Below are 13,506 nucleotides of genomic sequence, written 5' to 3'. Positions count from 1 at the left end.
CCTCAGCCTGTTATCAATTGGGGAGGAGCCAAGTGGCGGGACCACCCGCCGCCGGTTCCTCCCTTGGTTTATTTGTAAGGAGTGTATGCTGATGCAAGAAAACGTGACCCCGTCCTTTGGAAGACGGATGAAAAAAATCCTGGAAGTGATGGTGCCAATCCTGATTACCCAGCTTGCCATCACGGGGATGAACCTCGCCGATACAATCATGAGTGGTCACGCGGGCACGGCCGAACTCGCCGGGGTTGCCATCGGAGCCAATATTTGGATGCCTATTTTCACAGGACTCAATGGCATCCTCCAGGCCTTGACTCCGATTGTCGCCAACTACCGCGGTGCAAAAGCCTATGAAAAGATTTCCGGCGCGGTCTTCAGTGGGCTGATGCTTGCCTTGATCCTCAGCGTGAGCATCATCAGCGTGGGTATTCTGCAGCTTGATAAGGTCCTGTCATTAATGAATCTTGAAAGCTCGGTCGAGGTTGTAAGCCATAACTATCTAAGCTACGTGGCCATGGGCATTGTACCCTTATTTGGAGCCAGTATCCTGCGCTCTTTTGTCGATACCATGGGGTATACGCAGCTCACCATGCGGCTTTTTCTTCTTACCATGCCGGTCAACTGCTTCATGAACTACCTTTTTATCTTTGGAAAGCTGGGATTGCCCCGTATGGGCGGCGCTGGAGCGGGTGTGGGAACGGCCATTACCTGCTGGCTGCTCTTTCTGTCCTTTTCTTTTTTGGTTACGCATCTGGGCGTCTTTCGTAGTTTCCGCGTCTTTGATCGCACAGGTTTTTCCTTCAGTCACCTGCGGGAGCATCTGCGCGTGGGGATTCCCATGGGTGTTGCAATCTTCCTTGAAACGAGCATCTTTGGCGTGGAATGTCTTTTTGTATCAAGGTTTGGGACTGTGACGGTTGCGGCAAACCAAGCCGCCATGAGCTTTACGAATCTGCTCTATATGGTGCCTCTTAGTTTTTCCCTCTCCCTTACTATCATTATTGGGGCCTTTGTTGGAGCCAAGGATTATGCTGCGGCTCGGCTGTATGGCAGGACAGGACGCGTCGGCAATGTCATGGTCGGGCTTTCCTTTGCTGTTTTCCTGCTTGTCGGGCGGACACTTATAGCTAGGCTCTACACTCAGGATCCGAGCCTTGTGGCGCCTATTGAGCATTTTCTTGGTTTTGCTATTGCGTTCCAGCTCTGTGATAGTACGGCGGCGCCTATTCAAGGCATTTTACGCGGTTATAAAGATGTCAAAGCAACTTTCTATTCGTCCCTTGCCGCTTATTGGATCCTTGCCCTTCCCATTGGGCTCGTGATGGACTATGGATTCCATAAAGAAGCCGATGGCTACTGGATGGGCCTGATATCAGGAATCTTCTTTTCGGCCCTGTTTTTAACGCTCCGCCTGCGCTATATTGAAAAGAAATATCATGCGTAAAGAGCGGTCTGGGTTATGAAAAAAGAGACCTGCAGCCTGCTTCGCTCGTTGGGGGATAACAGATCATTGATAGAAAGCTGTGCCGCGTTCCTAAGGAGTGGGAAAGTTCAGCTCTAAATAGGGGGTGAGCCCTTTTCCTACTTTTCCTTTCAGCCTGAGTTTCTCTCATCACGCTCTTATGATTGAACTCAATAATAGCGATGGCGACGCATAATGAAAAGGCGTATAGATACGATTTATCCAAAAAGTACGCAATGATTTTTATGTAAATATGTCATAATTTATAAGAAAATAAAAGAAAATATAAAAAATACAAAAGATAGCAGGAAAAGACCATTTCAAATGTTTTTTCCTGTTTCTTTTTTACTAGGATAAAGAATCATTTTTATCAGGCGGTAGTATTTAGGAAGCCGATGTGCTACACTTGTAAAATATGAAAGGAGTCGATCCTATGGCCTCACTTTGGCAATTATTCAGCGTGTTTGCCCGCATGGGTGCGGTAACCTTTGGCGGTGGCTACGCAATGCTGCCCATCTTGCAGGCAGAAGTTGTAAACAAATATCACTGGGCAACGGATGAAGAACTGGCCGACTATTATGCCGTTGGACAGTGCACGCCTGGTGTCATTGCCGTCAATACGGCAACCTTTATTGGTATGAAGCTGCGAGGTGTTGCCGGTGCACTGGCGGCCACGCTTGGTGTTATTTTCCCATCCATGGTCATCATTACAACCATAGCGGCCTTTTTGTCAAATTTTGCCCATATTCCTGCTGTGGCCGATGCTTTTGCCGGAATTCGCGTTGGGGTATGTATCCTGATTTTTCAGGCCGTGCGGAAACTTTTTGCAAAGGCCGTCGTGGACAAACTGACCGCTGTACTTTTTTTTCTCGTCCTTATCATTAACGTGATTACGGACATTTCACCCGCCTATCTCGTCGTGGCTGCCGGCCTTGTCGGAATTGCGGCAAAAAGAAAGGACGGTGACGCATGATGCTTCTCTTAGCCCTGTTCATAGAGTATTTCAAGATTGGCCTATTTGCGATAGGCGGCGGCATGGCTACCATCCCGTTCTTAACGAAACTCGCTGATAAGACACACTGGTTTACGCAGATGGATTTGCTCAACATGATTGCCGTCTCAGAATCGACACCAGGGCCTATTGGCGTCAATACGGCCACCTATGTGGGATTCCATATTGATGGGCTGACGGGGATGTTATCTGCCACCATTGGCCTTGTGACACCGTCTGTTATCGTTGTAATCGCTATCTACAGTGTGCTCAAGAAATTCGGCCAGAATCATTACGTCAAGTCTGGTATGTATGGTCTCAGGGCTGCCTCCTGCGGCCTGATAGCGGCAGCAGGACTGTTGGTAGCAAAAGTGACCCTGATTGACGCCGCTGTCTGGAAAGAAACGGGAAACTTCTTCTCGTCTCTCATTGGGAGCCGTCTCTTATTGGCAGCTGTACTGCTCATCCTTACGACGAAGTTCAAAAAGGTCCACCCTGTGGTCTGGCTTGCTGCAGCTGCCGTGGTTGGCGTCGTATTTCATTTTGGAAGGTAGAAAAATAAAAAGCTCTCCTGTTTCCACCGAAAGGGTAAGGCAGGGGGCTGATTTTTATTTATGGAGCTGAGGGGAAAGGTCGCCCATGGCTTTTTAATAAGGACAAAACCGTTTTGATTTGCTGTCATGCTGTGCCTTATGGCGTAGTGAAAAAAGATGATTCCAAGATAACATCATATCTTGTCAAGGCGATTCCAGGCTAAGGCCATCTTGCAGCAAGGCAAAGATAAGGAAAAGAGTGGAACGCCTAGCTTCAAGTCATCTTTGGTCACCCTAACCTGCGATTTTGGCTGGACTGATTTCATTTGTCTTTTTCCTGGCTGGTGAGGGAGCCTGCCTTTTGTTTTTCCCTTCCATATTTCCTCTCCTACAAAAATGTGATACACTAGGGGCACGCTAGAGATTACCTATACCTAACTTATTTGTGAGGGGGCGGACTCATGAAACGTGAACTTCCATATTTTTCCATAGAGGGTGCTTTTGGGGGCAGCCAGGAATGGTTTACCCACGACTGGTGGATGCGAAAGGGCGGCTGTGCTGCCGTTACAGCTACAGACTGCAGCCTTTATTTTTCCCTTTATAAAAACCTTCCTGATGCAGCGCCCCAGGCCCAGAAAAAAATGACCAAAGCAGCCTACCTGGAACTGGGCATGATCATGAAACCCTACCTAAAGCCCCGTATCACGGGCATCGACAAGCTTTCCATCTATATGGAAGGCTTTACGAACTACTTGTGTGACCGCGGTATAAATGATCTTATCCTGACAGGATGGTCGGGGAATCATTCCTATGAATCCTCAGCTGAACTTGTAAAACACCAGATTGATGCCGGATGGCCCCTGCCGTACCTTAATCTTAAGCACCGCGCACCTAGCTTTCGGGATCTTGTTTGGCACTGGTTCCTGCTTACGGGCTATGAGACTTTCCACGATGAGGTCATGGTGAAAGTCACAACCTATGGATCCTGGCGCTGGCTTTCTCTTAAGGAACTTTGGGATACGGGCTATAAACAAAAAGGGGGACTCATCCTCTTTTCCCGTCCGGTAATAGAACAGGAAGGAACGGGCAAATCGTTGGATAGGCTGTAAGAGTCATTGTAGATTTTCTGACGATGTACTATAATATACTTTGTATGTACCAACGGGAAGAAGTGATGCTTCCCATCTTTCAGCAATACATAGACTCAAAGGCGGAAGCATCCGCAGAAGGGGATTTTTGTGAAACCATATCTTGTGGCGTTGGGCCTCTCTCTTGTTATCAGCTGGATCCTGACACCGGCTGTCAAAAAACTGGCATTTCACCTCGGCGCTGTGGACCGGCCGAATGCTAGAAAGGTTCATCACCGCATCATGCCGCGCATGGGCGGTCTTGCCATTTTTATTGGCTTTATGACGGCGGCGCTCACAACACTTGAACTGACAACGGATGTCATCGGGATTCTCTTGGGCGGTGCCGCAATTGCAGCTGTTGGCATGGTCGACGATATGATCCAGCTGTCGGCCAAGGTCAAACTCGTGGGACAGATTGTGGCGGCTTTGATCCCCGTCCTTTTTGGTGTCCGCATCGAGTGGCTCAATAACCCTTGGGGTGGTTATTTTTATCTGGATTATCTTTCCGTTCCCTTTACTGTTTTTTGGATTGTCAGCCTAACCAATGTCGTGAACCTCATTGACGGTCTTGATGGCCTTGCGGCAGGTGTCTCGGCCATTGCCTCCGTGACGGTCATTATGGTTGCGCTCCAGCAGGGCATGTATCCAGTCGCCATCATGACGGCTTCCCTTGCTGGTGCCATTATTGGGTTCATCCGTTACAATTTCAATCCTGCTACCATATTCATGGGAGATACGGGAAGCTTGTTTTTGGGTTACATGTTGGCGGCCATCTCAATCTTTGGCGCTGTCAAGAGTGCAGCGACCATTGCACTTTTGGTCCCTGCCATTGCCTTGGGGCTTCCCATTATGGATACGGCCTTTGCCATTTTGCGTCGCTATAAAAATGGCCGGCCCATTTTTCAGCCCGACAAAGGTCACATCCACCATCGGCTCCTTGCTATGGGCTTTAGTCAGCGTCAGGCTGTTATTTTCATGTATCTCATCAGTGCAGGGCTTTGCCTTGCCGCCGTACTGCTTACAGAAGTGGACGGGGTTTATGCCCTTGTCCTTCTGGGCGTACTCATTACCATCATCTTCATTGGTGCCAAGAAAATCGGCATCCTGAAGGATCGCTAGAATAGGGGCGTAATTATGGAAAAACTTAAAGTCATGACAATCTTTGGAACGAGGCCGGAGGCTATCAAGATGTGTCCGCTTATTCTCGAAATGAGGAAATATCCGAACACTATCGAACCGATTGTTGCTGTGACGGCCCAGCACCGGGAAATGCTGGATCAGGTCATGACCCTTTTTGATATCAAGCCGGATTATGACCTTAACATCATGACAGCTGGACAGACCCTTTATGATGTCACGACCCGTGCCCTCATGGGCCTTAGGGATGTTCTCGAAAAAGCCCAGCCCGATCTTGTCCTTGTCCATGGAGATACGACAACCACTTTTGTAGGTGCTTTGGCTGCTTTTTACCGTCAAATCCGTGTTGGGCATGTAGAAGCCGGTCTGCGTACGGGAAACAAATATTCTCCCTATCCGGAAGAAATGAACCGCAAGCTCACCGGTGCCATTGCTGACTTTCATTTTGCACCAACCGGCAACGCCAAGCGGAACCTGCTAAAGGAAAATGTCCCGGAAGATGCCATTTATGTAACGGGGAATACGGTCATCGATGCCCTTAAAAAGACTGTAAAGGATGTCTTTGATTTCCACAATCCGAAACTGGAAGCGGCCATCCGGAGCAATCATAAGCTGATCCTCATGACGACTCATCGCCGGGAAAACCTGGGGGCACCGATGCGCCATGTCTATCAGGCCCTGAAGGAAGTTCTCCGTGACTATCCGGAAGCGGAAGCCATTTTCCCCATGCACAAGAATCCCAAAGTTCGGGAAGTGGCGGAACAGGTCCTTGGTAAGATGGACCGCGTACACCTCATTGAACCCATGGATTATGAACCGTTTGCCAATCTCATGGCTCGCGTCGATATCGTCCTTACGGATTCGGGCGGAATCCAGGAAGAAGCTCCGGCTCTTGGTAAACCGGTCCTTGTCCTGCGGAATACGACGGAACGTCCTGAAGCAGTTACGGCAGGGACGGTGAAACTCATCGGGACGGGCAAGGAAGATGTATATGCCGCGACCATGCGCCTTTTGAGTGATGAAGCCTATTACCGCAGTATGGCCGAAGCCGTCAATCCCTATGGGGATGGCAAAGCCTCGGAGCGCATCGTAAGTTATCTCTTGGAAGCCTATGGTTATCAAACGGGGCGTATGACGGAATTTGAAAGTGAAAAATAAGGGAAAAAATATGCCACATCCCTTGCCGCCTTCATTTAAGCGTGATGTTCTTCGTCTTGCGGCCCTCCAGGCCTTGGCAATTCCTTTGGTAGGCGGCCTTGCCTTCATGTTCTCACCCCAGCCCGGCGGTTGGCTTCTGGGAAGCCTCGCTGGCTGGTGTGATTCGGCCTTGTTCCTTTATGGCCTTTACAGCGGAATGAAAAAGGCTCCCCATCATGCGGCGCTTTCCATGCACCGCATGATGTTCGTGCGGCTTGGTACTGTCCTGGTCTTTGTCCTCATTGGTCTCAAGCTTGATTGGGGTGGACACAGGGTGCTTTTTTCCTATTTGCTTTTTTATGGACTTCTTCTCATCCAGATGGCCCGAAAGGGCATCGGGAAATTCCCTACAGATTAAGGAAGTGATAACATGGGTGTAGCAGAAGCTGCGGGTACGGAAATCATCCATTATGGACCAACGGAGATCCTGCCCGGTGTTGTCATCAACATGCAAACCATGTACATGTCATGGCTTACCATGCTGATTGTGGCAGCGATTGTCTTTGCGGCTACCCGCCACGTGGAGCGGATTCCCCACGGAATCCAGAACCTCGTTGAAATGTTCATTGAGTGGCTTGATAAACTCATGGACGCTAACCTTGGCATTGAAGGACGCCGGATGGCGACTCCCTTTGTCATCACCCTGTTCCTGTTTATCTTTGTGGCGAACGAAATTGGATTGATGCCCTCCATAGCCTTCCATTTTTCGTCACCTACGAATGATATCAACGTGGCGCTGGGTCTATCCATCATGGTTGCGGTGGCAACCTATATCTTTGGCTGCATCAAGCAGGGACCGAAATACTTCAAACATCTCATTTCTCCTTTTGCCCTCATGCTGCCGCTTAATCTTTTGGAAGAGCTCGCAAAGCCACTGACCATGGCCCTGCGTCTTTTTGGCAACATCCTTGCCGGTGAAATCCTGCTTGCCGTCTTGTATCAGCTGGTCCCGTTCATCATCCCTAATCTTTGGATCGGCTTCAGCTTGATCATTGGTTTCTTGCAGGCCTTTATCTTTACCATGCTGACCATCATTGCTTTGGCGCCTATTTTCAAACAGGCCCACGAGTAAATTTCTTTGAGAAACGAAAGGACGATCAAAATGCTTGATTCGAATACCATTATCATTGTTGCTTCTATCTTAGGGGCTGCCCTCATTGGTGTCGGTGCCTCCTTTGCTGCCACCCGCGGGGACTCTAGTGTCGCCACAAAGGCCCTCGAATGCATGGCCCGCCAGCCTGAACAGGCCGGCAGCTTCCAGACTAACATGCTGATCGGCATCGGTCTTGTCGAATCCATTCCTATTATTGCCTCCGTTATCGCCATTGTCCTCATCTTTGCCAATCCCTTTGTGACGAAATGAGGCTTCAGTTTCCGAGAAAGGATGTGCTTTGAATGGTCAGTGTGAACTATACGATAATTGCCCAGATCGTGAACTTCATCATCCTGCTCTGGATCTTGGCAAAATTCGCCTACAAGCCGCTGTTAAAGGCCATGGATGATCGCCGCAACCGCATTGTCAAGGACCTTGATTCGGCAGAACACGCCCGTAAGGAAGCTGAGACCCTAAAGCTTGAATATGCCAATCAGCTGAAGACGGCCCGTAAGGAAGCCAGCGATATCATTGCTAAGGCTAACGCTGATGCCCAGAAGCTCCATGACGAGGCTTTGGCCCAAGCACAAAAGGAACGGGATGCTCTCCTTGAAAGCGGCCGCGAGCGGGTGGAAGCTGAAAAGAAAAAGGCCCTTCTTGATGTGCGTGAACAGGTTATTGCCCTCAGTACAGAAATTGCCAGCCGCGTCCTGCAGGCAAAACTTACCAGTGAGGAAGACCAGGCGCTTGTGGCCCGTAAGACGGATGAGGCTCTCCAAAGTCGCTGAAAAAAAGGAAGCTCCCCATTGTGGCGGGCTTCTTTTCGTCGTCATAACGGCCATTTTTGTGACAATGGCCTCAGGTGATGCATGAGATTCCACGGCTGCCGCAGGCAGCCGTTTTGGGAGGAAAATAGAACGTATGGATAGTCAAAATAAGGAAAGCTTTTGGAAGCAGGTCTTCATGCGGCTCCATGTAACGGACGATGACAGGGCGATTTTCCCTGCTGGTTCCGTTCTTCCCCTTGACGTGACGACGGCAAGACCGCTCGTCGGGGACGAAGAAGTCCTTGTAACAAAGCTTTTAAGTGAAAAGTTTGGAAAAAATGTTGAAATCGCGTCTCGCACGGTGGATCCTTCTGTTGTGGGCGGCATTGCCGTTCGCTATGAAGATCATATCTTCGATGCCACGGTCAAGCGCCAGCTTGAAAAGATGGATGAACTCATGAAGACTATCCACCTAAGAGAAGAGAGCCTGTCCGGCACGGATCATCTGACAGACGCACTGAAAGCCGGCGTTGAACATTTTGATAATGAAGTGGGTCTTGAGGAAATCGGAATAGTCAAGACTGTCGGCGACGGAATCTGTACAGCGACGGGTCTTGGGGGAGCTATGAGCGGTGAACTTGTTTCTCTCCATGATGGGATTTACGGCATGGTCCAGAACCTTTGGCCACAAGAGGTGGGCATCGTCCTTTTGGGCGGTGCCAGTCAGGTCAAGGAAGGGGACACGGTGCGCCGCACAGGGAAGATTATGAGCATTCCCGTGAGCGAGGAAATGCTGGGTCGCATCATCAGTCCTTTGGGTCTGCCCCTGGACGGGCGGGGCAGCATCAAAGCTTCCGATTATCGTCCCATCGAATCACCGGCTCCTGGCATTGCAGCGCGACAGCCTGTTGATGTGCCTCTGGAAACAGGTCTTAAGGCTGTGGATGCCCTTGTTCCGATTGGCCGCGGCCAGCGTGAACTCATTATCGGTGACCGCGGAACGGGAAAAACGGCCATTGCCATCGATACTATCCTCAATCAAAAAGGTAAGAACGTCATCTGCATTTATGTAGCCATTGGGCAGAAAGCTTCCAGTGTAGCCCGTTTATCGGCTGCTTTTGAAAAATATGGAGCTTCCGGCTATACCCTCATTGTTGCCGCGACCGCTGCCGATACGGCCCCGCTGCAGTATCTGGCGCCTTATGCCGGAGCGGCTGTTGGGGAATACTTCATGGATCAGGGCAAAGATGTCCTCATTGTTTATGATGACCTAAGCAAGCACGCGGTGGCTTACCGCGCCATGAGCCTGCTCCTGCGCCGTCCGCCTGGACGGGAAGCTTATCCGGGCGATGTATTCTATCTCCATTCCAGACTGCTTGAACGTGCTTGCCGCCGAAATAAAGCCCATGGCGGAGGGAGCATGACGGCTCTTCCTATCATCGAGACCCAAGCTGGCGACGTGAGCGGGTATATTCCAACGAACGTCATTTCCATTACGGATGGGCAGATTTATTTGGAAACGGATCTTTTCAATTCCGGTGTGCGGCCTGCCATTAACGCCGGTCTTTCCGTTTCTCGTGTTGGTGGGGCAGCCCAGACAAAGGCCATGAAATCCGTTGCGGGAACGCTGCGACTCACGTTGGCCCAGTATCGGGAACTCGCCGCCTTTGCTCAGTTTGGTTCCGATCTCGATAAAGCAACCAAGATGCAGCTTGACCGTGGGGCCCGCGTGACAGAAATGCTGAAACAAGCCCAGTATCATCCCCTGACCATGGCAGAAGAAGTCATTGGACTGTATGCTGTGACACAGGGATATATGGACCATATCCCTGTGTCCGATGTCATTCGCTATGAACATGAGATGCTGACCTACATCAAGGCCCATTACGAAGGCATCCTCGCGCAGATCTCGAGTACGGGGAAACTGACGGATGAGGTCAAGGAAACCTTGAATGATGCACTTACGGATCATAACAAGGTCTTTATCCCCACGCCGGAAGATGCCCCTATAGGGAGTGAATGATCATGGCCAATACCAGTGGAATCAGGGCCCACATGAAGAGCGTCAGCAGCATCGGAAAAATTACCGGTGCCATGCAGATGGTCGCGTCGGCCCGTATGCATCAGGCCCAGCAGCGAGCCACGGCGAGCCTGCCCTTTGCAAGGAAGCTCCAGCGCCTCCTTCAGGAAGCCATCAGTGATCCGTCCGTCCTGGCCCATTTGGATCCTGTAAAGAACCCGCTCCTTGAACGGCGGCCTCTGTACAGGACGGCCTATATTGTGATCGGTTCCGATAAGGGTCTTGCCGGTTCCTATAACAGCAACATAGTCAAGCACACGGCCATCGAGCTTCGTGGAAAGGAAGAGTCCCCTCTCATTGCTGTAGGAAAGCAGGCCCGTCTGGGACTGTTGCACCACGGCTACAACGTCGTGCGGGAATGGGAAGGATTCAGCGAGAAGCCAACCTACGAAGCCGCCGAGGAGATTGCCGACTATGCGGCTAGTATGTTTACGCACCGCGAAGTGGACGAAGTGGACCTCATCTTTACGTACTTTAAGTCTCCTATGGTCCAGATTCCCCGCACTGATGCCATCCTGCCCCTGAAGACGAACTTTGAAAATGATGAGCAATGGCAAGCCCAGGAAGTGTGGGAAAAAGATGACCCAACGGATTTTTCGACCCTTGTCTACGAACCGGAAGCTGGGGAGATGCTTCCCTATCTGGCTTCTTACTATCTCAAGAGTCAGATTTTTACGGCCCTCATCCAAAGTTCCGCCAGTGAGCTCGCCGCTCGTATGACGGCCATGACGACTGCTACAGATAATGCCAATACTCTCCTAGGAAAACTGCGCCTGCATTACCAGAAGGTCCGGCAGTCGTCCATTACGACGGAAATCAATGAAATTGTGGGCGGGGCGGAAGCCTTGAAATAAGAGGAGGTCCCATCTGTGTCAGATATTAAGTTAACAAATCGTGTTGACCAGGCAGTTGCCCGGCTAACCGCTAAAAAAGAAGGTCATGTCGGCAAGATTGTGCAGGTCATGGGACCTGTTGTCGACATTCAATTTCCTGAAGGATCCCTGCCTGCAATTTTCAATGCCATTGAAATTGACGGGAATCCGACCAAGGACATCCATATCCATTTGACGACGGAAGTCGTGCAGCATATCGGCAGCGATACGGTGCGCAGCGTCGCCATGAGCTCTACTGACGGGCTTGTGAGAGGGATGGAAGCCTTTGATACGGGGCATCCCATTACCGTCCCCGTTGGAAAAGGATGTCTAGGCCGTGTCTTCAACGTCCTGGGCGAGGCCGTCGATGATGACCCGACCCCAGTGGACGCCAGTGAATATTGGCCTATCCATCGGCCTGCACCGGCCCTTAGTGAACAGTCAACAGAAACGAAGATCATGGAAACGGGCATCAAGGTTGTCGATCTAATTGCACCTTATGCTTTGGGTGGTAAGATCGGTCTTTTTGGCGGGGCTGGTGTCGGTAAGACCGTCCTAATCATGGAACTGATCCATAACGTGGCCACCAACCATGGCGGCTATTCCGTATTTTCCGGCGTTGGTGAGCGGACCCGCGAAGGCAATGACCTGTGGGGTGAAATGAAGGAATCTGGTGTCATCGACAAGACGGCCCTTGTATACGGTCAGATGAATGAACCGCCAGGAGCCAGAATGCGCGTTGGCCTGACAGGACTGACTATGGCAGAATACTTCCGTGACGCCATGAGTCAGGATGTCCTGCTCTTCATCGATAATATCTTCCGTTTCATCCAGGCTGGTTCAGAAGTTTCTGCCCTTTTGGGGCGTATGCCAAGTGCCGTTGGTTACCAGCCGACCCTTGCCAATGAACTGGGGGCCCTGGAAGAGAGAATCACATCGACGAAAAATGGATCCATCACTTCCGTCCAGGCTGTCTACGTCCCCGCTGATGACCTCACCGACCCGGCGCCGGCAGCTACCTTCTCCCACCTCGATGCGACGACCGTCCTTTCGCGTGAAATCGTAGAACTGGGCATTTATCCTGCCGTTGATCCCCTAGCTTCGACGAGCCGAATCCTCGACCCGCTCATTATCGGCGAAGAGCACTATAAAGTAGCCCGCGGCGTTCAGGAAATCCTCCAGCGTTATAAGGAACTCCAGGACATCATCGCCATTCTCGGCATGGAAGAACTGGGCGAAGCCGATAAGATTATCGTTTCTCGGGCCCGCAAGGTCCAGCGCTTCCTGAGTCAGCCTTTCCATGTCGCCGAACAGTTTACGGGCCAGCCGGGCTGTTATGTGCCCCTTAAGGAAACTATCCGGGGCTTTAAGGAAATCCTTGAAGGCAAGCATGACGACTTGCCTGAATCAGCTTTCTATATGGTGGGAACCATTGATGAGGCAATTGAAAAGGGCCGGAAGATGAGAGGCGAGTGATATGGCAAGTTTAATGACCCTTGAGGTCCTGACGCCTGATCAGTATCTCATGAAGCGAAAGGATATTGCCTATGTGCTCCTTAATACGGTCACAGGCGGCATTGGAATCCTCGCAAACCACGGACCCCTCATTGCCGTTCTCGGTGAGGGGACCCTTAAGTTGCAGGATGGAAACAACCATGTTATTCTATTATATGTTGAAGGCGGGTTCGCCGAAGTCAAGGATAACAAGGTCATCATCCTCACGCCCAAGGCAGAACTTGCAGAACATATTGATGTGAAAAAATGGGAGGCTGTCCGCGATGAAGCTGCGGCGCGCCTAACCCGTCCCGGCGTCCTCACCGATATTGAACATACGGAAAAGACGCTGCGCCGAGCCGAAGCACGGCTCAAGACGGCAAACCTCATGGGGCATGTCGCACCCTATGAATGGGAAACCTAATGAAAATCAACTGTCTGCAGCATGTTTTGCGAGAGGGGGACAGCCACAATGGATTTTATCAGCAAGATGGCTGCAAGCAAGATGGGTCAACTAAAGGCCGAGATTGCCGAGCTGAAGGAACGTCTCGAGGAAACCCATACAGACGAGCAGCGGGCGCGCCTTAAAAAGACCATCCGAGAAAAAGAGACGTACTATAACATTCTAGCCGATCGTATCCGTATGCATTCCATTTTTTGATTTCAGCGGGAACTGGGGCCATGGTCCTGGTTCCCGCTTTATGCGCCAAGGGCCTTATTTCTTTGCTCTATACAGTAGGCAAGCGCCGTATA

General features: G+C 50.8%; 15 protein-coding genes. All 15 read left to right on the top strand.

Annotated elements, in window-relative coordinates:
• Window positions 1-85 precede the first annotated feature (85 nt).
• Entirely contained in the window at window positions 86-1,441 is a 1,356-nt protein-coding gene (locus HMPREF1246_RS01925) for an MATE family efflux transporter (protein WP_035224139.1), read from the top strand.
• A 451-nt stretch (window positions 1,442-1,892) separates the two neighbouring features.
• Window positions 1,893-2,432: a chromate transporter gene (locus tag HMPREF1246_RS01920; RefSeq protein WP_009015849.1), complete on the top strand. Its 540-nt coding sequence runs from the start codon at window positions 1,893-1,895 to the stop codon at window positions 2,430-2,432.
• Window positions 2,429-3,004, top strand: coding sequence for a chromate transporter (locus HMPREF1246_RS01915; RefSeq protein ID WP_016459420.1), 576 nt, complete (start codon window positions 2,429-2,431; stop codon window positions 3,002-3,004). Before HMPREF1246_RS01920 ends, HMPREF1246_RS01915 begins: the two co-directional genes overlap by 4 nt.
• Before the next feature lie 440 nt (window positions 3,005-3,444).
• Window positions 3,445-4,092, top strand: a complete 648-nt coding sequence (locus HMPREF1246_RS01910) for a hypothetical protein (protein ID WP_009015847.1) — start codon at window positions 3,445-3,447, stop codon at window positions 4,090-4,092.
• Between the two features lie 129 nt (window positions 4,093-4,221).
• Complete coding sequence (locus tag HMPREF1246_RS01905) at window positions 4,222-5,232, top strand: glycosyltransferase family 4 protein (RefSeq protein WP_009015846.1); 1,011 nt, start codon at window positions 4,222-4,224, stop codon at window positions 5,230-5,232.
• A 15-nt stretch (window positions 5,233-5,247) separates the two neighbouring features.
• Window positions 5,248-6,408 carry a non-hydrolyzing UDP-N-acetylglucosamine 2-epimerase gene (wecB, locus tag HMPREF1246_RS01900; RefSeq protein ID WP_021736573.1) on the top strand — a complete coding sequence of 387 codons (1,161 nt, stop codon included), beginning with the start codon at window positions 5,248-5,250 and terminating at the stop codon, window positions 6,406-6,408.
• Between the two features lie 22 nt (window positions 6,409-6,430).
• The gene (locus HMPREF1246_RS01895; protein ID WP_231368202.1) at window positions 6,431-6,805 is read left to right on the top strand and encodes a hypothetical protein; all 375 of its coding nucleotides are present in this window, start codon (window positions 6,431-6,433) and stop codon (window positions 6,803-6,805) included.
• Window positions 6,806-6,817: 12 nt separating this feature from the next.
• Window positions 6,818-7,519: a F0F1 ATP synthase subunit A gene (gene atpB / locus HMPREF1246_RS01890; protein ID WP_009015843.1), complete on the top strand. Its 702-nt coding sequence runs from the start codon at window positions 6,818-6,820 to the stop codon at window positions 7,517-7,519.
• Window positions 7,520-7,549: 30 nt separating this feature from the next.
• The gene (gene atpE / locus HMPREF1246_RS01885; RefSeq protein WP_009015842.1) at window positions 7,550-7,810 is read left to right on the top strand and encodes an ATP synthase F0 subunit C; all 261 of its coding nucleotides are present in this window, start codon (window positions 7,550-7,552) and stop codon (window positions 7,808-7,810) included.
• A gap of 32 nt (window positions 7,811-7,842) precedes the next feature.
• Window positions 7,843-8,328, top strand: coding sequence for a F0F1 ATP synthase subunit B (gene atpF / locus HMPREF1246_RS01880; protein WP_009015841.1), 486 nt, complete (start codon window positions 7,843-7,845; stop codon window positions 8,326-8,328).
• A 133-nt stretch (window positions 8,329-8,461) separates the two neighbouring features.
• Entirely contained in the window at window positions 8,462-10,330 is a 1,869-nt protein-coding gene (atpA, locus tag HMPREF1246_RS01875; protein ID WP_009015840.1) for a F0F1 ATP synthase subunit alpha, read from the top strand.
• A gap of 2 nt (window positions 10,331-10,332) precedes the next feature.
• The gene (atpG, locus tag HMPREF1246_RS01870) at window positions 10,333-11,241 is read left to right on the top strand and encodes an ATP synthase F1 subunit gamma (RefSeq protein WP_016459423.1); all 909 of its coding nucleotides are present in this window, start codon (window positions 10,333-10,335) and stop codon (window positions 11,239-11,241) included.
• 24 nt (window positions 11,242-11,265) lie between these two features.
• Window positions 11,266-12,735, top strand: coding sequence for a F0F1 ATP synthase subunit beta (atpD, locus tag HMPREF1246_RS01865; protein ID WP_367281716.1), 1,470 nt, complete (start codon window positions 11,266-11,268; stop codon window positions 12,733-12,735).
• Between the two features lies 1 nt (window position 12,736).
• On the top strand, window positions 12,737-13,177 hold the full coding sequence (atpC, locus tag HMPREF1246_RS01860; protein ID WP_009015837.1) for an ATP synthase F1 subunit epsilon: 441 nt from the start codon (window positions 12,737-12,739) through the stop codon (window positions 13,175-13,177).
• A 48-nt stretch (window positions 13,178-13,225) separates the two neighbouring features.
• A complete protein-coding gene (locus tag HMPREF1246_RS01855) occupies window positions 13,226-13,414 on the top strand; it encodes a hypothetical protein (RefSeq protein WP_014128814.1) in 189 nt (62 codons plus the stop codon).
• Window positions 13,415-13,506: the final 92 nt, after the last annotated feature.

It is taken from the genome of Acidaminococcus sp. BV3L6, from assembly GCF_000468835.1.
GTDB classification, from domain to species: domain Bacteria; phylum Bacillota; class Negativicutes; order Acidaminococcales; family Acidaminococcaceae; genus Acidaminococcus; species Acidaminococcus intestini.
The sequence above is the reverse complement of the archived record's forward strand: the minus strand, read 5'-3'. Positions and strand labels throughout refer to the sequence as shown.

What these genes read in the sequence shown, in the direction of transcription:
- HMPREF1246_RS01925 (WP_035224139.1), top strand. Translation starts at nt 86, where the DNA reads ATGCTGATGCAAGAAAACGTGACCCCGTCCTTTGGAAGACGGATGAAA.
- HMPREF1246_RS01920 (WP_009015849.1), top strand. Translation starts at nt 1,893, where the DNA reads ATGGCCTCACTTTGGCAATTATTCAGCGTGTTTGCCCGCATGGGTGCG.
- HMPREF1246_RS01915 (WP_016459420.1), top strand. Translation starts at nt 2,429, where the DNA reads ATGATGCTTCTCTTAGCCCTGTTCATAGAGTATTTCAAGATTGGCCTA.
- HMPREF1246_RS01910 (WP_009015847.1), top strand. Translation starts at nt 3,445, where the DNA reads ATGAAACGTGAACTTCCATATTTTTCCATAGAGGGTGCTTTTGGGGGC.
- wecB (WP_021736573.1), top strand. Translation starts at nt 5,248, where the DNA reads ATGGAAAAACTTAAAGTCATGACAATCTTTGGAACGAGGCCGGAGGCT.
- atpB (WP_009015843.1), top strand. Translation starts at nt 6,818, where the DNA reads ATGGGTGTAGCAGAAGCTGCGGGTACGGAAATCATCCATTATGGACCA.
- atpE (WP_009015842.1), top strand. Translation starts at nt 7,550, where the DNA reads ATGCTTGATTCGAATACCATTATCATTGTTGCTTCTATCTTAGGGGCT.
- atpF (WP_009015841.1), top strand. Translation starts at nt 7,843, where the DNA reads ATGGTCAGTGTGAACTATACGATAATTGCCCAGATCGTGAACTTCATC.
- atpA (WP_009015840.1), top strand. Translation starts at nt 8,462, where the DNA reads ATGGATAGTCAAAATAAGGAAAGCTTTTGGAAGCAGGTCTTCATGCGG.
- atpG (WP_016459423.1), top strand. Translation starts at nt 10,333, where the DNA reads ATGGCCAATACCAGTGGAATCAGGGCCCACATGAAGAGCGTCAGCAGC.
- atpC (WP_009015837.1), top strand. Translation starts at nt 12,737, where the DNA reads ATGGCAAGTTTAATGACCCTTGAGGTCCTGACGCCTGATCAGTATCTC.
- HMPREF1246_RS01855 (WP_014128814.1), top strand. Translation starts at nt 13,226, where the DNA reads ATGGATTTTATCAGCAAGATGGCTGCAAGCAAGATGGGTCAACTAAAG.